19 protein-coding genes and 2 pseudogenes are annotated in these 18,505 nt (G+C 45.4%); 8 read left to right on the plus strand and 13 right to left on the minus strand.

The window, feature by feature from the left end; genetic code table 11:
* Window positions 1–453: 453 nt before the first annotated feature.
* Entirely contained in the window at window positions 454–648 is a 195-nt protein-coding gene (locus tag QUB61_RS12710; RefSeq protein ID WP_333126214.1) for a hypothetical protein, read from the plus strand.
* Window positions 649–1,215: 567 nt separating this feature from the next.
* Here QUB61_RS12710 and QUB61_RS12715 read toward each other — a convergent pair.
* Together QUB61_RS12715 and QUB61_RS12720 are read right to left on the minus strand one after the other, a co-directional pair.
* The gene (locus QUB61_RS12715; RefSeq protein WP_333126211.1) at window positions 1,216–2,427 is read right to left on the minus strand and encodes a chloride channel protein; all 1,212 of its coding nucleotides are present in this window, start codon (window positions 2,425–2,427) and stop codon (window positions 1,216–1,218) included.
* A 615-nt stretch (window positions 2,428–3,042) separates the two neighbouring features.
* Window positions 3,043–3,948 (minus strand): CoB--CoM heterodisulfide reductase iron-sulfur subunit B family protein, encoded by a 906-nt coding sequence (locus QUB61_RS12720; protein ID WP_333126208.1) that lies wholly within the window; start codon window positions 3,946–3,948, stop codon window positions 3,043–3,045.
* Between the two features lie 472 nt (window positions 3,949–4,420).
* On the opposite strand from QUB61_RS12720, the gene QUB61_RS12725 reads away from it, so the two are divergent.
* Both QUB61_RS12725 and QUB61_RS39865 read left to right on the plus strand, forming a co-directional pair.
* Window positions 4,421–4,738, plus strand: coding sequence for a tetratricopeptide repeat protein (locus tag QUB61_RS12725; RefSeq protein ID WP_333126205.1), 318 nt, complete (start codon window positions 4,421–4,423; stop codon window positions 4,736–4,738).
* A gap of 171 nt (window positions 4,739–4,909) precedes the next feature.
* The gene (locus tag QUB61_RS39865; protein WP_445300210.1) at window positions 4,910–5,104 is read left to right on the plus strand and encodes a tetratricopeptide repeat protein; all 195 of its coding nucleotides are present in this window, start codon (window positions 4,910–4,912) and stop codon (window positions 5,102–5,104) included.
* 691 nt (window positions 5,105–5,795) lie between these two features.
* On the opposite strand, the pseudogene QUB61_RS39870 reads toward QUB61_RS39865, so the two are convergent.
* Window positions 5,796–5,906 (minus strand): annotated as a pseudogene (locus QUB61_RS39870) (hypothetical protein); the annotation flags it as partial.
* A 453-nt stretch (window positions 5,907–6,359) separates the two neighbouring features.
* Between QUB61_RS39870 and QUB61_RS12735 the strand changes: the two are divergent.
* From QUB61_RS12735 to QUB61_RS12755, 5 genes and pseudogenes are all read left to right on the plus strand, one after another.
* Window positions 6,360–7,340 (plus strand): annotated as a pseudogene (locus QUB61_RS12735) (tetratricopeptide repeat protein); the annotation flags it as partial.
* A 399-nt stretch (window positions 7,341–7,739) separates the two neighbouring features.
* Window positions 7,740–7,997, plus strand: a complete 258-nt coding sequence (gene acpP, locus QUB61_RS12740; protein ID WP_333126201.1) for an acyl carrier protein — start codon at window positions 7,740–7,742, stop codon at window positions 7,995–7,997.
* 97 nt (window positions 7,998–8,094) lie between these two features.
* Window positions 8,095–9,348: a beta-ketoacyl-ACP synthase II gene (gene fabF / locus QUB61_RS12745; protein WP_333126198.1), complete on the plus strand. Its 1,254-nt coding sequence runs from the start codon at window positions 8,095–8,097 to the stop codon at window positions 9,346–9,348.
* Window positions 9,349–9,455: 107 nt separating this feature from the next.
* Window positions 9,456–10,763, plus strand: coding sequence for an AAA family ATPase (locus QUB61_RS12750; protein ID WP_333126196.1), 1,308 nt, complete (start codon window positions 9,456–9,458; stop codon window positions 10,761–10,763).
* Window positions 10,751–11,470 carry a DUF4276 family protein gene (locus QUB61_RS12755; protein ID WP_333126193.1) on the plus strand — a complete coding sequence of 240 codons (720 nt, stop codon included), beginning with the start codon at window positions 10,751–10,753 and terminating at the stop codon, window positions 11,468–11,470. The genes QUB61_RS12750 and QUB61_RS12755 overlap by 13 nt, the downstream gene beginning before the upstream one ends.
* A gap of 1 nt (window position 11,471) precedes the next feature.
* Here the strand turns inward: QUB61_RS12755 and QUB61_RS12760 are convergent, their stop codons facing one another.
* The 10 genes from QUB61_RS12760 to QUB61_RS12805 form a co-directional block, all read right to left on the minus strand.
* Window positions 11,472–12,251 carry a DUF6816 family protein gene (locus tag QUB61_RS12760; RefSeq protein ID WP_333126189.1) on the minus strand — a complete coding sequence of 260 codons (780 nt, stop codon included), beginning with the start codon at window positions 12,249–12,251 and terminating at the stop codon, window positions 11,472–11,474.
* 255 nt (window positions 12,252–12,506) lie between these two features.
* Complete coding sequence (locus QUB61_RS12765; RefSeq protein WP_333126186.1) at window positions 12,507–12,911, minus strand: ChuX/HutX family heme-like substrate-binding protein; 405 nt, start codon at window positions 12,909–12,911, stop codon at window positions 12,507–12,509.
* 129 nt (window positions 12,912–13,040) lie between these two features.
* Window positions 13,041–13,994 (minus strand): PhoH family protein, encoded by a 954-nt coding sequence (locus tag QUB61_RS12770; protein ID WP_333126184.1) that lies wholly within the window; start codon window positions 13,992–13,994, stop codon window positions 13,041–13,043.
* 370 nt (window positions 13,995–14,364) lie between these two features.
* The gene (locus tag QUB61_RS12775; protein WP_333126181.1) at window positions 14,365–14,838 is read right to left on the minus strand and encodes a KH domain-containing protein; all 474 of its coding nucleotides are present in this window, start codon (window positions 14,836–14,838) and stop codon (window positions 14,365–14,367) included.
* Window positions 14,810–15,094 (minus strand): 30S ribosomal protein S16, encoded by a 285-nt coding sequence (gene rpsP, locus QUB61_RS12780; protein WP_172186097.1) that lies wholly within the window; start codon window positions 15,092–15,094, stop codon window positions 14,810–14,812. Before rpsP ends, QUB61_RS12775 begins: the two co-directional genes overlap by 29 nt.
* A gap of 63 nt (window positions 15,095–15,157) precedes the next feature.
* Window positions 15,158–15,325, minus strand: coding sequence for a zinc ribbon domain-containing protein (locus QUB61_RS12785; RefSeq protein ID WP_333126178.1), 168 nt, complete (start codon window positions 15,323–15,325; stop codon window positions 15,158–15,160).
* 260 nt (window positions 15,326–15,585) lie between these two features.
* Window positions 15,586–15,855, minus strand: coding sequence for a hypothetical protein (locus tag QUB61_RS12790; protein ID WP_333126175.1), 270 nt, complete (start codon window positions 15,853–15,855; stop codon window positions 15,586–15,588).
* Window positions 15,856–15,929: 74 nt separating this feature from the next.
* A complete protein-coding gene (locus QUB61_RS12795; protein ID WP_333126173.1) occupies window positions 15,930–16,124 on the minus strand; it encodes a hypothetical protein in 195 nt (64 codons plus the stop codon).
* Between the two features lie 146 nt (window positions 16,125–16,270).
* A complete protein-coding gene (locus QUB61_RS12800) occupies window positions 16,271–16,933 on the minus strand; it encodes an IS607 family transposase (protein ID WP_333126170.1) in 663 nt (220 codons plus the stop codon).
* Window positions 16,934–17,063: 130 nt separating this feature from the next.
* A complete protein-coding gene (locus tag QUB61_RS12805) occupies window positions 17,064–18,398 on the minus strand; it encodes a D-alanyl-D-alanine carboxypeptidase (protein ID WP_333126167.1) in 1,335 nt (444 codons plus the stop codon).
* Window positions 18,399–18,505: the final 107 nt, after the last annotated feature.

Consider the following 18,505-nt stretch of genomic DNA (forward strand, 5'->3'; position numbering starts at 1 on the left):
TCTGGGCTTGGCTTGCCGGCGGCGGCTCCGACGGCAAAAAGCATTCAGACTCGCTGAGACAATCACCACCGCTCACGGGAGCGAACTTGGTAGAACTGGAATATCAGAACTCACGTGCCAGGCAAGCAGCGGCACTAATGTGACCTGCTTGCTTGGTCGAATCCGGGCTCGAAGCCAGACTGATAGAACTGCTCGGCGACAGTTTGTTCTATTGCTATCACCAAGTGTTCGTGAGCTTCAATGGAGGCTACCGCTCGCGGGGGTGGATACTACCCTCGAATCTACCCCTTTGAAGACTTTTTCTGCCGGCCCTTGAAAAGAGCTCGTCGCGCCGCCTGGTAGCAAGCTTGCGGTTTACCGAAAGTATCCAAGTCCAGCGGTCAAGTCAGAGTCGGTAGCGGTGGTGGCAATTGGACAGGGTGCGCGAACACTCGAAGCACTCTGTGGACTTACGTGAACTGTCGCATTGAGCCTCAGAAGCTCAAAGGACAGACCTACACTGCTGTCGAGATGGAACGGAGAGAATACTTTGTCGGCCGCGCCTCCGACGCCGACGGAGCGAAAAAACGCGGCGGTCGGCTCGCCGATGCTCGAAACGCTACCTGTCGCAAACTGATGGATAAGAGTGTTCCGGGAACTCTACAATGAAGTGAAGTTGTTTAGAAATAAGCGGTCAAGGGCGATCGCTTGTTCCTTAAAAAAGAGTTAACGTGTGCGGAGTCTGCTCAAAGTTCTTGACCAAACTCTTACAGCTTTACATCCAAGGGTTTGACCGTTCAATCACCAGCGCGAGTTGCCACCACGACAAATCCAGTTTTCCCCTTCAGCGCCATTTTTTCGGCTTTCGTTGGTTTCGGTGCCAGTCTAAACCGGATCTTGGTCATAATCTGCGGATAGAGTTTTTACTTTCTCTGCGACGATCTTATCCGGGTGAGACCCCTTGCCCTTGCAGAATAGTAATCTTCGGAATATTGACGGACCCGAGTCTGAAAATAATCGAGGTTGTGACTCAACATTTCAATCAAGCCACAGTCATCGGAGACACTGGCTTTTGTGCAATGGATAAAAAACGGCAAGCTGACTGGTATCAACGGCTAGATGTTGTTTGATGCCATTGGTGCATTTGTAATGGCAGAAGCCTTTAGACTCGACACTCGCAAATTGCACGTATTTTTTACCGCTACACCGAGCTATTAGAGGAATTCTAGCCGTTTGTTAGTCAACTTTACGCTGTGAGGTAATGAAGGGAGATCGGGGAGCCAAGAAGAAACCCACGAGACTAGCGAAGAGAATCGGTGTAAAAGTGCTGAATCCTGTCAACTTGGCGAGTAGCAGAGTTGTACTAATCGGAGTTCGAGTAACTGTTGAATTCAGAGCAGCCATTACACAAATCATTGCCAAAGTCTCGTTGGATGCGGGATTAATGATAGCAATTGCCTTTCCTAAACAGGCTCCTATAAAAAACAGTGGGATGATAATCCCCCCCCGCCAGCCTCCATTTACGGTCGTACTAATGGCAAACACTTTAGCAATAACTAAAGTTAAGAGAAATCCCAAAGAAAAGTTTCCCTCAACAATTTTTTCAATTTGATGTTCACCAAAGAAACGAGTCAGCGGAAAAAAAGCTGATAAAACACCAAGTGCTAGCCCAGCTAAAGTAGTGCGCACATAGATTGGACTGGGTATCGAATCAAACAAGCGACCTACACTGCGAAATACAGCGATAAAAAGCCAGCCCACGATCGCACCTACGATTCCATAAGCAATCGCTGCGCCAAAGTCATAAAGGCTGTCCACATTGTATTGAGGAAAATGCCAGGTAGGACCAATTCCTAGCTGGGTAATTGCTACAAAAATGGTGTAACTTGCACAACTTGCCACGACCGCAGGCAATATTGCTTCAAAATACTCCACAACATTCTGATGATGCAGGATTTCTAAAGCAAAAAAAGTACCACCCAATGGAGCGCCGAACAAAACTGTAAAACCAGATGCCATGCCAGCAATACTCAAAGTTCGTAGTGCCTCTCCACGCAATTGAAAGCGATCGGCTAACCACGTACCAATTGAACCTGTTACTTGCACCATTGGTGCTTCTGGACCAGCACTGCCTCCACTTGCAATACTGATTAGGGACGACAGAATCATCGAAGGATTCTCGTTCATTGGTAACCGCCCACCATTGAGATGAATATTGTCAATAATCAACCCTATTTCGCCAGGATTTCCCAGCCAATGAATGAGCAAACCGATGAGCAAACCTGCAAGCGGCATGATGATTAGTAGAGAAGATCCACTAAAATATTCAAATCCCACCATCATATAAGACAAAAATATCCAATAACTTGCAGCAAACAAACCACAAATGATTCCTAGCATTGCCCATAGGAATACCGAACGTGTGAGATTTACTGGGTTTCGTTTCATTGCTGATTCCTGATCAATAACTAGACAGTGAAGAAGTGTTAAAAAACTATTTTGTGTAATGGTATACAACTTCTGTTGTCTGCATATTAACCTACCAACCACCACACTTGCTTTTGAGTGTAGATCCGAGCTATCGAATGCGAAGAGAGCAATCGCAGTCTAACAAGGGCTGGCAACGGAACTGAGGCATAGGTTATCAGTGGTGTAGCCACCGTGCAACGCCGTCCGCTGAAGCCCTCGCCGTTAGACCGCTTCATCTCTTGGTGGTGTCAATAGCTTAAAGAACCCATTTGGACTCTCTGATGACGAGCTAAGATCAGAAATAAATGGCATTGTCGAGCAACTTAACCGACAAAGAGTGATAACTCCGCAGCGCCATTGCTGCCCCACAAGAAGAAGACTAGACCACCTCTGGGGACAAAACGACAAATTGTGGACGGTATCTTCTATCAACTCAAGAGTGTATGAGCGCGATCGAGCGGGACGCTAGCACTCGCGTATAATTCCGATCTAACCGGATTTGATATGAGAAAAAACTAAAGTCCTTACTACCAACCTGGATTTGATATGAGAAAGGACTAAAGTCATTACTACCAACCCGCGCAAATCGATCGACTAAAAGCCTAATTTTTCTAACACGGGCTTTGTGGAAACAATATGTCGATCGAGCCCTAGTTTTTTTGGCTCCACACCCAAAGCCAAAGCCACCAATTGCGACAAATGCAACACCGGCAAACTCAATTTGCGCCCGATTACTTTTTCCACCTCCGGCTGTCGCGAATCCAAATTCAAGTGACACAGAGGACAAGGCGTTACCATACAATCAGCGCCATTGTCAATAGCATCTTGAATATGTTTGCCTGCCATCTGAAAAGATTGGTTAGTGGCATAACTCGCCAACGGCCAGCCGCAGCACTGCGTCCGGCCTCGATAATAAACCGGAGTTGCCCCGATCGCCCGAAATACATTTTCCATCGATTCCGGTTGGTGCGGGTCATCGTAAAGCAGCTTATCCTGAGCTCGCAGCAGGTAGCATCCGTAAAAAGACGCGCACTTCAAGCCCGAAAGCTTGCGGGTGACTCGCTTGTGCACCTCCGAAAGCCCGTAATCTGCAACGATCGCCCACAACAGATGTTTCACCTCGGTACTGCCTTGATAAGGCGAACAACCTTGTTTTTTTAGTAAACCGTTGACTTTTTCTATGTAGTTGGGATCGGTTTTCTGACATTCCTTGAGGCGATCGTCCACATGACCGATGACCCCTTGACAAGTGCTGCAATGCGTCAGCAAAGGCAGATTCAGTTCCTCAGCCAAAGCAATATTGCGAGCGTTGACAGTATCTTCCAGTAACTGCGAATCTTCCTTGAAAGTGCCAGAACCGCAGCAAGAAGCTTTCTTGAGTTCCACCAGTTCAATGCCCAAGGCTTGAGTCAGTGCTTGGGTAGACAGGTAAAGTTCGCGGGCCGCCCCTTGGGCAACGCAACCGGGAAAGTAAGCATATTTGAGATTTGGGGATGGCATAATCGTTTCTGCAGGGGAGAAAAGGCAAGGGACAAGAAACGAGAGCGGTGGAGGTCGGGATGCTTCCTGCTTCGTTTCCCCTCTCCATATCCTTACAGAAAACTAGAAAACTAGCGTGAAAGCCCCCCTCTTTTAAGGCACAGATGAAACGCAGTTTTCAGGTTGGTGGTCCGATAGTGCTTTGAAACTGCTAAGGAGGCCATTGCATCGACTATCCTAAAATAGGACTTACGCATTATGACCGTTTAGCAAGGCTTTGAGATTGCGACACACAGCGAACAATGACAGAAATACATTACTTTTGCGTAATTCCTGATAAAAGTTACTTGTTTCTGCTCAGTTTTGCCGTCTAAGTTCAGCACATCAGTTTTCTGGAGGAATGCAAAAAGACAGAGATGTCGGTAGCTTGCACCTTGAGTATTGTATAAGAATTCGTAAGAGTTATATCTGAGCTTTAAAAACACCAAAAATTATGGATGAACATTTTGTAGAACCCGAACGCATTGAGGCTAGTATTAGTGATTGCGATCGGATTCTGCAATCCGAGCCGGATAACTATAAAGTCTGGCATATCCGAGGGCATCTACTTGCCCAGATCGAACGCTATGAGGAGTCGATCGCCAGCTACGATAAAGCACTTAAAATCAAAGTTGATGACTGCGACTCTTGGTTGGAGCAAGGTTATGTACTGAGCGATATGAATCGAGATCCAGAAGCGATCGCCAGCTACGATAAAGCCATTGAATTCGGACACCAGGATCCCGGAGTTTGGTATATGCGTGGGAACTAACTTTATAGGATAGCAGATATTAACGCAGCGTTAGAGAGTTACGATAAAGCCATTGAGCTCGGACACAATGATGCCGGCGTTTGGTATATGCGTCGCAAATCACTTTCTCATATATAGCAATCCTAAATCATTTGTAAATTTCTTACTCCCGAACCGCGAGTTCGGGGAGGGTTGGGGTGGGGTAAAAAATTTACGACTCCTGCAAGGATTACTATAGGAGATATTGAGGCGGCGATAGAGAGTTATGAAAAAGCTACTAAAATTCAGCCATATAGTGGTGAAATCTGGTATGCAAAGGGTTTGGCATTCTTAGATCTTAATCGCTATGGAGCAGCAATAATAAGTTTCCGTCGTGCAACGCAATAAGCTGCTACGCAGCTAAACCGCACAAAATAGCATTGCCTTTATTTTTAATTTTTCGCTCCCCTTTAATAACCATTTCTCCTTCGTTTAATAATCTATGTAGCAATTTAGACAATTCTTCTACTGACTCAAATAGTCGATGCGCTATATATTCTGTCTTCTGAATGCCATACTAATTCAATTAAATTATAATCTGGGCTGTAAGCTGGCAATAATTATCAAATAATATGAGGCATTTCGGCTGATATTTTTCTCAAAATATCTTTGTTTTTATGAAAACTAGCATCCTCTCAAATAATCACAATCTTAATTCCAGATTCGGCAAATTTTTCAGAGTGCTTACCCAATTCTATCCATTCTTGAACTTTCTAATTATTTAATAAGGCATTAGTTTGCTCATAAAACCTATTTGATTCCCCTCTTTATATCACAAAAATTAACCTTTTTTTGTCATGATATCTCAACCCACCCATCAGATTTACTCTGCCTCTTCTCCTTTGACCTGTAATTTGTTTTCGTCGAGATTTTTTACCCCAAGTTTTTCTTCTTATCACTCGCAAGCTGAATCCACTCTCACGCCCTTTACCATACCTGTAAAAGTTCTGGCGTTTCTTTAGTTATTCTTAAATACTCTGATAGCTTCTGTTTAAATACTTCTTTTTCAATTGGGTTTTGCTTGCCCTCTAAACTATATTTAGCCCAAAGGTAAACGTATTTTTTTTTTATGTAGTATCCTGGATATTTGGGAACTACTCAATTTAATTACTGTGACTTTTTCTAAATATGTTGCTAGTCTGGCTGCCGTCCATCTCCCAAATTAATATCCATATTCTTCGGGATTTTTATCGATTGTATCTAGCAATATTTCTTCATACTATGGAGTGACTTTCCGAAAAATTTCTGGGATTATTTTATCTAAAAAACTATCCAAATTATCGGGGTCGCCATGAACTGACCAATCAGCTACTGTTCTGTAAGCAATCTCCATAAATTCACTAATTTCTTGAGATTTTTTTTCATCATTTATTAGCAATAAAATTAGAAGTTTTTCCCTCACAGAATTATCATCCGACTATTTTAGTACTTTAATTAGTCTCTTTTTCGGATTTTGAGATAGATGGTTTTTGGCTGGCATATATTATAACGAATGTTCACTTTTTTTCTTTATATTATACAATCTCGCTGCGTAGCAGCTTATGCTTTTGATTCAGCAGGAGCATGGTATTTTTAGGGCGCAACACTAGAAGAAACAGGGAATCTACAGAAAGCACTTGATAGCTTCACGAAAGCCTTAGAGCTAGAGGAAAATGTTTTCTTTCTCACAGATCGAGGACGAGTGTTGAGACAACTTGGACAGTACGATGCGGCTATGGCAAGTTATGACAGAGCCTTAAAATTAGACCCGAATTACGAGGATATTTGGCTCAAGCGAGGTGCTTTGCTATGTGATTACCTGAATCGTCCACAAGAAGCCTTGGCCTGCTTTAAGCGTGCTGTGGAAATTGCACCAGACAATCCTCTGGCTTGGTATAACCAGGGGAATGCCTGGAGACATTTAGAGCGTTATCAGGAGGCGATCGCGAGTTATGAGAAAGCAATAGAACTTAAACCGGATTATCATGATGCCCTGCGTGAGAGGGACTGGTTATCATGTTTGGTTGAGTATAAGCAGCAAAAAAATCTCAGCTACGATATTGCTGTCAAACTTGTCAACCTAAGGATTGAGAATTTTCTGGATTGCTCAACTCAAGATGAAGATCGGATCGACAAAATTCTTACGGCCAGGAAGATTGCGGAAACTCATAGAGAAGACCTAATCGTCTTTATTCCTCTAGCCTTTGGGCGTGCCTATCTTTCCGCAAAAGGAACGGTTATGCCTCCCAATTTTGTTTGGATTCATTGCGAAACAGAACAACAATATCAAGTTATTTTGTCTGAACAGCCTATTTTTCAAGCAGCTTATGATGTTGCAGTCAAATGGATGAAGGAAAAAGGGAACGATGCTGAGTTTATGTATCTCGCCCAATGGAGTGGAGAGGTCAAAGCTATTCAACAAATGTTGGATGATGGTAGTCGGCTAGAGGATTGCGAAGTGGCATCTATGGGATATACTGCGTGCAAGCCAATTCAGGGTGTTCCTCTAAAATCAGATCGGCCACTCTCCCAAGAAGTCATCCGTCAGGATAATTGGCAGCCTCCTAAATCAGCAGCAGAAAAACCGTGGTGGAAACTCTGGTAGCGGTTGCAGCATCACAATCCCGTTGTACGCCGAGGGCGTATAGACAGACCTGGACGCACAAACTCTATCTGTAGAGTGCGCAGTACCAGCCCAGCCGTCTCCTGGTGGGAAAGAAGACCCGGAACTTATGCAGGACTACCAAATTTCATTCTTTTAACAGGTGATTACCAATAAACTAGCTTGATTACGGAGCGCCAACAGCTAGGATGATATAAATACGTCGCTGGAACCTTGACAGGGGTCGCGATCGCCACCCCATAACAGTCCTAGAGTTGCTGCGATCGTCCGTGCCCCAATTGTCGCTGGCCGGTGTCACTTAGAAAAGCGGCCAGCCTTTCTGTTGCAGATCCCCCTTTCGGATAAGATTAGATACGCAGCAACCAATGAGGACACGATGTTATGAGCCAAGACGACATTTTTACTAGAGTCCAGAAAATTGTGAAAGAGCAACTGGAAGTCCCGAATCTGAGCGATGTCAAGCCCGAATCCAACTTTGCTAACGATTTACACGCAGATTCCTTAGATACTGTAGAGCTGGTAATGGCCTTGGAAGAAGAGTTTGATATTGACATTCCCGACGAAGCAGCCGAAGGAATTACTACGGTTCAAGCTTGTGTAGATTACATCAACGGCCAACTTACAGCTCCAAAAGCATAAAATACCTGTCTTTTCCCCTAAGAGGAGAGAAGTTAGAAAAATGGAAACTCCTCTTTTGTTCTGCGTTCTGGGTGTTTAATTTTTTGAAACTGAAATCATGACAAATTTAGAGCGTAAGCGCGTTGTTATAACGGGTCTCGGCGCGATTACACCGATCGGCAATACCTTGTCCGAGTATTGGGACGGGTTGCTTGCCGGGAAGAATGGTATAGGCCCGATCACCTTATTCGACCCGTCGCGGCACGACTGCCGCTTTGCCGGAGAGGTGAAGGGTTACGACCCACACGACTATTTAGAGCGCAAGGAAGCAAAGCGGATGGATCGCTTTGCTCAATTTGGGGTGTCAGCGAGCAAACAAGCTGTTGCTGATGCGAAATTTGAGATTAACGACCTGAACGCAGAACAGGTGGGTGTCATTCTTGGCACTGGCATTGGCGGGCTGAAGGTTTTGGAAGACCAGCAAGAGATCTATCTGACTCGCGGCCCCGATCGATGCAGCCCGTTTATGATTCCCATGATGATTGCGAATATGGCCGCGGGTCTGACGGCGATTCACACGGGCGCTAAGGGACCGAACTCTTGCCCCGTGACGGCCTGCGCTGCCGGGTCGAATGCCGTGGGCGATGCGTTTCGCCTAGTTCAGGGGGGTTACGCGCAAGCCATGATTTGCGGCGGTACCGAAGCTGCGGTGACACCTTTGTGCGTGGCGGGTTTTGCTGCGGCGAGGGCGCTTTCGACTCGCAACGATGACCCGACTCATGCTTCTCGTCCGTTCGATCGCGATCGTGATGGTTTTGTCGTCGGCGAAGGTGCTGGCATTCTCATGCTAGAAGAAATGGAATACGCTCTGGCGCGTGGCGCGAAGATTTACGCAGAAATCGTCGGCTACGGTTTAACTTGCGATGCGTATCACATGACTTCTCCGGTACCGGGGGGGGACGGTGCGTCGCGGGCGATCGCTTTAGCGCTCAAGGATGCGGGTTTGACGCCGGATCGAGTGACCTATATCAACGCTCACGGCACGAGCACGCTTCCCAACGATTCTACGGAAACCAAGGCGATTAAGCGGATCTTGGGAGACCACGCTTACAAAGTAGCAATTAGTTCTACTAAGTCAATGACCGGTCATCTTTTGGGCGGTTCTGGGGGAATTGAAGCGGTGGCGACGGTAATGGCGATCGCCAATGACAAAATCCCGCCGACAATTAATCTGGAAAATCCCGATCCCGAGTGCGATTTAGACTATGTTCCTCATACAAGCCGCGATCTAAAAGTTGATGTGGCGCTGTCGAATTCTTTTGGATTTGGCGGCCACAACGTGACTCTGGCATTCAAGAAGTTTGTTAAGTAACGGCTAATCCAAAATCGAGAGTTAAAAGGTAAAAAAATATTTTTTTACCTTTGTAGGGTAGGCATCTTGCCTGCCCTAACTTTCTGAAGTATAACCGGAGCGATCGTATGAATCAACCAATTATTCGATTTCTGACAACCAAGAATTATAAAAATCTACAGTTAGATCCATCTGTAAATTTAAACAACCTTAATATATTTATCGGCTCAAACGGTTCAGGCAAAAGCAATTTCATCAGTTGTTTAAAATTTTTAAAAGATTGCCTAATAGCTATTCCCGATGAAAATCGCGGCGTGAGTAGTTTTGAGGATGCTATTTCTAAATTTGGCGGTGATAAAATCTTAGATGTCAATGTTGAAAGTCCGGCAAAGGTCAGTATGGCCTACTGTTTTTCGCAAATTAACCAAAGTGGTAATCTTCAAAAAGACAGCGCAATTCTTGATTTCAAACTTTATACCGATCGAGAAAAAGTAAGGGCGAGCATCTCTGAAGAATATCTATATGGCGGAGAAGATTTGCAGGAAACTTGCAGCAGGCAACCTTTCTATTACTATAAATTCCATAACAGAGAATTAGGGCAAGGAGTTTTATCTGTTTACAATTTTCCCGGTCAAGAGCCAACTCATTTTGAAACTTTAGATAACATTCCTACAAATTCTTTGGGTTTATTGACAATTCCGACACTACTTGAAAATAGTCAATCGCCTCCTGAAAATACACCGATTTACAAAATTAGAAGAGAATTAATTGAATTTATTTCAAAATGGCAATTTTATAATGCCAACAACATGAACTTGAGTTTAATTAGAACCGTAGAACCTAAAATAGGTGGCAGTGATATTTACCTATCTGCTTCGGGAGATAATCTGCCTTTAGTATTGTACAATTTAAACCAAAAATCTCTCAATTTTGAAGATAGCATTAACGAGGCAATGAAGTCAATCCTGCCAAAAACTCGTCGCCTTAGAGCTTTACCTTCTGGTCGCCTATCTCTCACTGTAGAATGGTTTTTTGAAGGTATCAAAGAAGAACCATTTTACCTTAATGAAATGTCAGATGGAACTGTGAGGATGCTTTGTTGGGCAACTATATTACATTCTCCACTTCTTCCTTCTTTGATAGTCATTGATGAACCAGAATTAGGATTGCACGTATCGTGGATGCCAGTTTTAGCTGAGTGGATTAAAAAAGCTGCGACAAAAACTCAGATAATTATTACCACGCATAGCCCCGATCTTTTAGATCACTTTACCGATTGTTTAGAGAAAGTTCTTTGTTTTTATTCCGAAAATAGAACCCATTTCTCAGTCAAATCTCTTTCAAAAACAATGCTGGAGCCAAAACTTGAAGAGGGTTGGGAATTGGGCGACTTATACCGTGTTGGCGATCCAAGTATTGGAGGATGGCCGTGGTAGTGTGGGTTTTCTCTGGTGGCGGTGAGGCTGAGGTTAGAGGATTCTTTCCTTTTTTAGAAAAAACTTTTCCGGGCTGTAGATTTGAACGAAAAACACCAGTTCGTCAAAAACCCGGCCCTAAAGCTAATAAAGCAGGTAGTTATGGAAGAACAGGTCAAAGCTTAATCGAGCAAATAAAGCAAGAATTACCACTCGCCTTAAAAGCAGAACCAAATAAATGCGACCTGATTTTAGTTTTTGACGATTTGGATTGTCGCGATTCTGAGACACAAAAATCAAAAATATTGTCAGAGATATCAACTATACCAGAATGTGCTGACATCAAAAATTTTGTTGGGTTTGCCGCGCCGGAAATCGAAGCTTGGATTATTGCTGATTGGAATAATTCAATAGCTAAAAATTCAGATTTTCGAGGCCGACATGAACGGATGCGTTGGTGGCTGAGTACACAAAGAAAAGTTTCTTTTGAAAATCCCGAATCATTTAGTGAATATGATTCTCAAAGAGATTGCTGTCGAGAAAAACTATCAGAATATTTAATTGAGTCAAGTGTTCAAGATGAAGTCGATCGCGATAAAGCACGCTTTTCTAAAGGATTACATACTCCTTTGCTCTTGAGAGAAATCGCTCCAAATGAAGTCCAGAAAAAATGTCCGTTATTTCGCGAATTCTATAACTATCTCACTAATTTTTGTCGTTCTTCTTAGCTTATTCTCCCGGCAATAACTCCAACCGATATCGGTACAAAGCCACAGGATGCCCCCCAGCAGCAAAATAATCCGGGTCTTGCGGCGACAAATAAATCGCTGTCACCTGATCCGCCTCAATTCTTTTACTCGCAGAATCGCCATTTTCTCCGCCTCCAACAACTCGATAAGCCGTTGTTGTTTCCACCTCGTTTAAATAAATATCAGACTCTCCCCGAAACACCTGCTGAGAAATCTCTGTAGACACAAACTCGCGAGGATTCGGCGTCTCAGTTCCCCGACTGGTAACAATCGAAATTAATTGGCGTTCCCCTTTCAAAACAGTAATTTGGCGGTTGGGATTGGTCGGATCGACTTTCACCGAAAGTACGCCACCATCGCCTAAATAAGCCTTGGCAATATTCAAACCGTTAAAAGTGCGATCGGCTACAATCTTTGTAGCTTTTTTAGATGTATAATTATAAATAAAACCAATATTTTTTTCCGGTTGAAATCGCACTTTAAATAATACTGGCTGCTGCAAATACTGGCGGTTGCTTTCAAACCCAGGCGTCACAATATTTGGCGCTAAAGGAGCGGCTAAATCCACCAAAGTGCTCGCAACATTCCAATTGCCGGCCATCCAGTCGGGATATACCAAATCTCCCTTAGCGACAGCGATAGGAGGCTTGCTTTCCCAATTGGGAAAACTCGATAGGCGATCGCCCAAAACCCCCGCCCTCGCACCGCCATCCCACAGCAACACCAGCAAAACCAAACAAAAACTCCAAAATACCTTCATACCCAATTACATACAAACAACTAACCTTCTGTCTCTCTTTCTCTTCTTTCTCTCTTCTCTGCGTTCTCTGCGCCCTCTGCGGTTCATTAATTCAAAAATTAGACAACAAACGAGTTAAACATCATATTTTATACCCTTCTCAGAAACAGGCATCCTCCCTCTAACACAAAAATCAATCTTATTCTTGTGGGGAGTAGGGGTTGGGCAGGATATCCCGCCCCCAATATGCAATTTCAAGGTAAAAAAGCCTATGTTTTAAAGCGCCTCAACAGGTGCAGGTTCCCAAACCTCCCCGTATTTCTCCTGCAATTGGTGCCAATTTTCCACCTGTCCCGGTTCGTATTCCCCCGGTTTTCCCCACTGCAAAAACGCGCTCAAAGCAGCCTCATTTTGTTCGTCCAGAAAACGGATTGCATAAGTAGTAAAATTACCTCTTTTCGCCTCGCCAGTTTCAAACTTCACCTGTTTAATTTTGTCCATATTCAAGTGAAACTCAAATATATCGGCGTGCATATTGGCATATTTACCCTTGGGCAACTCCGCATAAAACAGCTTGTGAATTGAACCGCGAACTTCCAGCACAGCCGCGCTGCTAGTCACGATTAAACGCAGCGTTCCCAATTGTTCGCAAGCTTCCAAGAATTCTTTCAGATTAGGCATAATTTAATTTGGGCATTGGGCATTGGGCATTGGGCATTGGGCATTGGGCATTGGTAATTGGTAATTGGTAATTAAAAACAACAATAACTAACAACCAACAACTAATGACTAATGACTAAGGACTAAGGACTATTTTTCGTGCAGTTCGTAAGCAGCGACAATCCGCTGCACTAGCGGGTGTCGCACCACATCCGCCTGAGAAAATTCGCAGAAAGCAATGCCCTCAACGTTGCGCAGAATGTTTTGGGCAACTGACAATCCCGACAGTTGGTTTGGTGGCAAATCTGTTTGAGTGAGATCGCCCGTCACTACCATTCTCGATCGAAAGCCGAGACGAGTCAACACCATTTTCATTTGAGCCGGCGTCGTATTTTGAGCTTCGTCCAAAATTACGAAAGCATTGCTGAGAGTGCGCCCCCGCATATAAGCTAAAGGAGCTACTTCGATCAAGCCTCTTTCCATTAAATCGGCCATCTTTTCAGGGTCGATCATTTCTTGCAGGGCGTCGTAAAGCGGGCGCAAATAGGGATCGACTTTTTGCTGCAAATCTCCCGGCAAAAACCCTAATTTTTCGCCAGCTTCCACGGCTGGCCTTGTTAAAATCAGCCGTTCGTACTGCTTGCTCAACAGCGCTTGCACGGCGAAAATAGCTGCTAGAAATGTTTTGCCAGTACCAGCGGGGCCAATGCAAAATGTCAGGTCGTGCGTGCGTACTGCTTGGACGTATTGCCGCTGCTTGAAGGTTTTGGCTCTAATTTCTTCGCCCCGGCGGGTTTTGGCGAGAACGTCTCGCTGCAAGTCTTGTAAATCGCCTTGGCGGTTGCTATCCAACGCTTGGCGCGCCGTCTGGATTTCAATTCCGGTAATATTTTTGCCGGATTTCCAATAGTCGGAGAGCGATCGCACTAATTTATGACACAATTCTACTTGACTTTTTGTGCCGGAAATCAGCAGTTCTTGCCCTCGCATTACCAGGTTAGCGCCGGTTTGCTTAGAGATAATTTTCAGGTTTTCTTCTTGATTGCCCGAGAGCGACATCGCGCTTTGAGTGTTCGGCAACTCTATTGTTAATTTTTCAATCATGCCAACATAAGCTCCTCCAAATAAGCAATTAAAAGTTAACAATTAACAGTTAAATCAGTCACTTTTTGCGAACAAAAAAACGCCCCTTACTAGATTTTACCTAGTATCTAAGGCGTCTTTTAGATTTAGCTCCCAAATGAGTTTGGTGCTTGAGATACAAATCAAATCTCCTTTCAATCAAGTCAGGCAACTTTAGATTTTAGATCTTAGATTTTAGATTTTAGATGTACCTCATCCCGGTGACATTTGAGATTTAAAATTTTACATTTGTGTCCGATCGCAAAACCGGCAATCTCAAATCAAGCGGGGCTTGTAATACAAAGTCTACAACAGGCAATCTAAAATCTAAAATTGTTTTTGGGCTCTGCAGTTAATAACCGGGAGTATTTCTGCTCGTTCTAAACGTAGGTGTGTTAGTACGGCGAGGTTGTTCTCTCGGAGTTCTGCTAGCTAAGGGACTCGGCGACGGAGGTGGCATCCGGGGTCGGAAGTCGCCTCGCGGCTCGCGCGAGCCGCGATCCGGGCGATCGCGATCGCCCCTGGGCGGCCCCGAGGCACGATCGCCCGCTTCGCCATCGTATATATCTAAGTAGAGCGACTGACCCGCCGTCTGCGCCACCGCTTCGAGGGTAGTTCTAATTGCCTGAATATTGCGTCCGCCCCTACCGTAAACCCGGCCTTTGTCGGGATCTTCAAAAGCGAGCCTAACCCAGACCCGCGATTGGCGCGGGTGCAGTTCGCAATCAACCCGCAAAGAGCATGGGGTCTCTAAAAAAGGCCCAATTAAAAACTTAACCAGTCCAGCGTAGTTGGGACTAGCTGACTGCTGTTGTGCTGGATTCAACGTTGGCTCCGGCTCCGACTTGTTCAAATACATGGGCTTTTCTGAGGATGTCACGCACGGTGTCAGTTGGCTGAGCGCCTTCTTGCAGGCGCTTGACAATCGCTGGAACATCCAGCCTGGTTTCGTTATTTCTGGGGTTGTAATAGCCGAGCTCTTCTAGGGGACGGCCGTCGCGGCGGGTAGAACTGTTCATCGCTACAATCCGGTAGCTTGTCTCGCGTTTTTTCCCGTATCTCTTGAGTCGCAGTTTGATCATCTTCTTGCAGAATAGTCGTGTTTCGATTCTAAGCTATTATGTGGTACATTTACGCGATACATTTCAGACATTTTGGATTTCTCCGACACCTGAAAATACCTCGATCGCATCACCCGCAAGGGTGAAGGGCGTATCCGCCAAAGCTTTTAGCATGATACCAAAAGCACCGTTTGCATCCCGGTCGGCAGTATAACCGCACTCAGGACATTTAAAGATTTTGTTGCCACCCAATCTGGCGTGAACGTGACCGCACTTGCCACAGGTTTTAGACGTGTAAGCCTCGGAACGTTTCTACGATTAAGACGCCGGAACGTTTAGCCAGAGCTATTAGTAACTGCTTAAATCTGTAATGGCTCCAAGTTAACATGGATCGTACAGATTTAGTATTAATCCGCCTTTTTGCTCTCAAAACCATGGATGATGTTTCAAACGTGGGAATAAACACCACCTTGTAATGACGGACTAAGTAACTAACAGTTTGGCGATGAAGTTCATCGACTCTCATTGCGGATATCGATCCTGATTTTATCAGCAGCACGAAATAAAGAACGGCGTTGCTTAGTCCTAACTTGTTTTTGGTAGGCACGGCTAATTAATTTGTCAAGGTGAAAGCATAATCTCACGATTCGCTCTATGTCTCCCTTGCCCATCTCTAAAACCGTTTCTCCGTCGTAACCAGTTAAAAATGTTCGCACCCCAGGATCGATCGCAATTACCTTATTCTGGGTAGTTGTTTCTGTGGAAATATGCTCGGGAATCACCGCCGTCCCAACGTCGCCTGTCTCGCACTAACTGGGTGCCATACCTGCTTGAGTCTGGCAGTAGTTGTGAAGATTCAAAGCCGCACCATGAAGGTTAGTTGAGGGAACCAAGTGCCTTTGGTGTAATTGCCATTTTTGAATTTAATGGTGGCTACTGATTGGCGACAATTGCGAAATCTTGCGTCACCTTTGGTGGATTTCGCTTGCTTCCAAGCATCGCAAGCATCTTGTACCGCGTTAGCTTTGGGGTGTCTCGGTACTCTTTTCAACCAATCAATCTGGTAAATCAGAGAGGGTTTGGGCTTCTAAGTCATAGCTACTACCGTGAAAACCATTTTTTAAAACCTCTATGCAGCGGTTGTAAACAAAGCGACAACCGGCTAACCAATGTCGCCAGATTGAGTTTAACTTGCTATCAGGATAAACCCGAATTTTTTTCACAGAGTTCGGCGCTAACTTCGCTGTCAATTTCTGTGAGTGTCGTTTTTTGCTTTTGTATTTCCGAGTCTTGCCTGAGTTGTTTTTCGTACTTACGGAGTCCGTAAACCCTTGAGCTGAAACAGTGGATGACTGACAACATATCTTGCACGAGTTCTGCCTGTGGACTGTATTTTTGCTGGTAGAGAACCACGAGTTTACAATCGAATTTTTCACACAACCATTCGATTAGGTCGAAGCCAAATCGGGCAAGTCTGTCTTTGTGGGCAACGACAAGACATTGGATATCGCCGCTGATAATTCGTTCCAGAATGGTGTTAAGCTTTCGCCGCCTAAAATTGAGTCCCGATCCAATTTCTGTGATGACTTCTGAGCCTGGGTAACTTGTAGTAAGTGCCTCAGTTTGTCTTTTGAGATCGTCTCTTTGGCTGGATGTTGAGACTCTGGCGTACAAAACTGTAGAAGGTCGAGCAAGCTCAGTTGTACCGGATTTTTGTTTGAGATATTCGGCGATATCGTAACGTCTTTGTCCTGCCTCGGTTTTGATGGTCTTGATGAGGCCATCTTCTGACCATCGGGCAAGGGTTCTGGGGTTAACTCCCAAAGCCTTAGCTGCTTCTCTTGGTGTGACATACGGCATGGCATTCTTCTGGAAGAACACTTTTTATTTTATTTAATGATGTCCGATATGTCCATTATGTCTGTTAAAGTCGTGTAAACTGCCTTTAGGTCGTCTGTCTTTGTGCGAACCCCAACTCAACCCCTATTTCTTAACCTCCCAGCAAAATATCACTGCGATTTGCTGCCCCTAAGGCAGGTCTGGCGCCGTCAATGTGCGGTGTAATTGCTACTGGCAAAATCGATGCTGTTCCCCACTGCTTCACCAATTTTTGCAAAAATATATCTTGCTGTTCTCTCAACGAGTCCCAATCAGTGCCGCGATTAATAATTGCAAACCACACTAAACCCCGATCGCGAGTGGGGATCGCTCCAGCCAAAGCAATTACGGTGTCCAAAGTACCAGTTTTCACCACAGCCGATCGCGGAATGTGTCGGTGTTCCAAAGTTCCTCGGTCGCGCCCGGACACCGGAAACAAGTCAGCAACTGTCAGCCCAGTAGTCTGAAGGTTGCGGGCGATCGCCTGCATCATCCCACAAGCCGCCCTCGGAGACATTTGATTTTCCACTCCCAATCCCGAACCGTTAACTAATTGAAGTTCCTCCTCCGGCACCCCTGCAGCCCAAGTCGCTTGCTGCTGCACTATCTTTGCCCCGCCCAAATCGTCTGCCAGCATCTGAGCCATTTCATTATCGCTGTGGACGTTCATCTGCTTGAGAATTTCGGCTAAAGGGAGCGATCGGCGCTTCAGCAGCAAACGCCCCGAACTCACAAATTTCTCAGCAATCACGCTGCCGGCGACGGTTACTTGCGGCTTTCTAGTTCCCGGAGCCATCTTAGAATACATTGCCAGCACGTCCCGAGGCCAACTGCTCCCATCGAGGGCCTGCCGCAGTATCTCCCCGGCAACCACAGGATCGGACTGGTAATTCATGCGGAAATTGCCTGTCACCACCAAATTTCCCGCCACACGATTTATACCCATTTGATGCAGAGCATTGCCCACGGCGATCGCCTCCTCCCACACAAACAGCGGATCGCCCCCGCCGCTGACCACCAAATCTCCCTGCAATACACCATTGCTAATGGGCCCCGTTCCTCGGAACCGCGTTTCAAACTGATAATCCGCGCCCCAAGTCGTAAGCGACGCCAGAGAAGTCGCAATCTTAGTCAGCGAAGCCCCAGGCATCAGCACTGTCCCCTGCTGACTTACCAGCGGCACCATTCCCGCTTGCACCCAAATTCCCTGATTGCCGTCAATCAGGTTCTTGTCTTTCAACTCTTTTAAATATTCCCGCACCGCCGCTGCTGCGGGCAAGTCTGGATTTGCCGCATCTATTCCCCCAAAAGCCAAATCTTCGGCCACCACTAACCCGGGTATCCCTCCCCGCCAAGCCAGCACAGACGCAGCATTAGGCGCGGCACTGCCTACCCCAGCCATGTCCAGCCACAGAGACACGATCCCTGAGCTAAATAAATCCAGCATTTTTTGCTCCTAAAGTCAATCGATTTTAGATTTTAGATTTTAGATTTTAGATTGAAGAAAGCGCTCCCACTGATAAATCCGGAGGCTTGTGATAAGGATGGGGAGCT

This window comes from Microcoleus sp. C2D2 (assembly GCF_036702495.1).
In the GTDB taxonomy this organism is placed as follows: domain Bacteria; phylum Cyanobacteriota; class Cyanobacteriia; order Cyanobacteriales; family Microcoleaceae; genus Microcoleus.

Bases quoted from the DNA above. Each gene is read 5' to 3' on its own strand.
- QUB61_RS12715 (WP_333126211.1), bottom strand. From the start codon at position 2,427: ATGAAACGAAACCCAGTAAATCTCACACGTTCGGTATTCCTATGGGCA.
- QUB61_RS12720 (WP_333126208.1), bottom strand. From the start codon at position 3,948: ATGCCATCCCCAAATCTCAAATATGCTTACTTTCCCGGTTGCGTTGCC.
- QUB61_RS12725 (WP_333126205.1), top strand. From the start codon at position 4,421: ATGGATGAACATTTTGTAGAACCCGAACGCATTGAGGCTAGTATTAGT.
- acpP (WP_333126201.1), top strand. From the start codon at position 7,740: ATGAGCCAAGACGACATTTTTACTAGAGTCCAGAAAATTGTGAAAGAG.
- fabF (WP_333126198.1), top strand. From the start codon at position 8,095: ATGACAAATTTAGAGCGTAAGCGCGTTGTTATAACGGGTCTCGGCGCG.
- QUB61_RS12750 (WP_333126196.1), top strand. From the start codon at position 9,456: ATGAATCAACCAATTATTCGATTTCTGACAACCAAGAATTATAAAAAT.
- QUB61_RS12755 (WP_333126193.1), top strand. From the start codon at position 10,751: ATGGCCGTGGTAGTGTGGGTTTTCTCTGGTGGCGGTGAGGCTGAGGTT.
- QUB61_RS12760 (WP_333126189.1), bottom strand. From the start codon at position 12,251: ATGAAGGTATTTTGGAGTTTTTGTTTGGTTTTGCTGGTGTTGCTGTGG.
- QUB61_RS12765 (WP_333126186.1), bottom strand. From the start codon at position 12,911: ATGCCTAATCTGAAAGAATTCTTGGAAGCTTGCGAACAATTGGGAACG.
- QUB61_RS12770 (WP_333126184.1), bottom strand. From the start codon at position 13,994: ATGATTGAAAAATTAACAATAGAGTTGCCGAACACTCAAAGCGCGATG.
- rpsP (WP_172186097.1), bottom strand. From the start codon at position 15,094: ATGATCAAACTGCGACTCAAGAGATACGGGAAAAAACGCGAGACAAGC.
- QUB61_RS12800 (WP_333126170.1), bottom strand. From the start codon at position 16,933: ATGCCGTATGTCACACCAAGAGAAGCAGCTAAGGCTTTGGGAGTTAAC.
- QUB61_RS12805 (WP_333126167.1), bottom strand. From the start codon at position 18,398: ATGCTGGATTTATTTAGCTCAGGGATCGTGTCTCTGTGGCTGGACATG.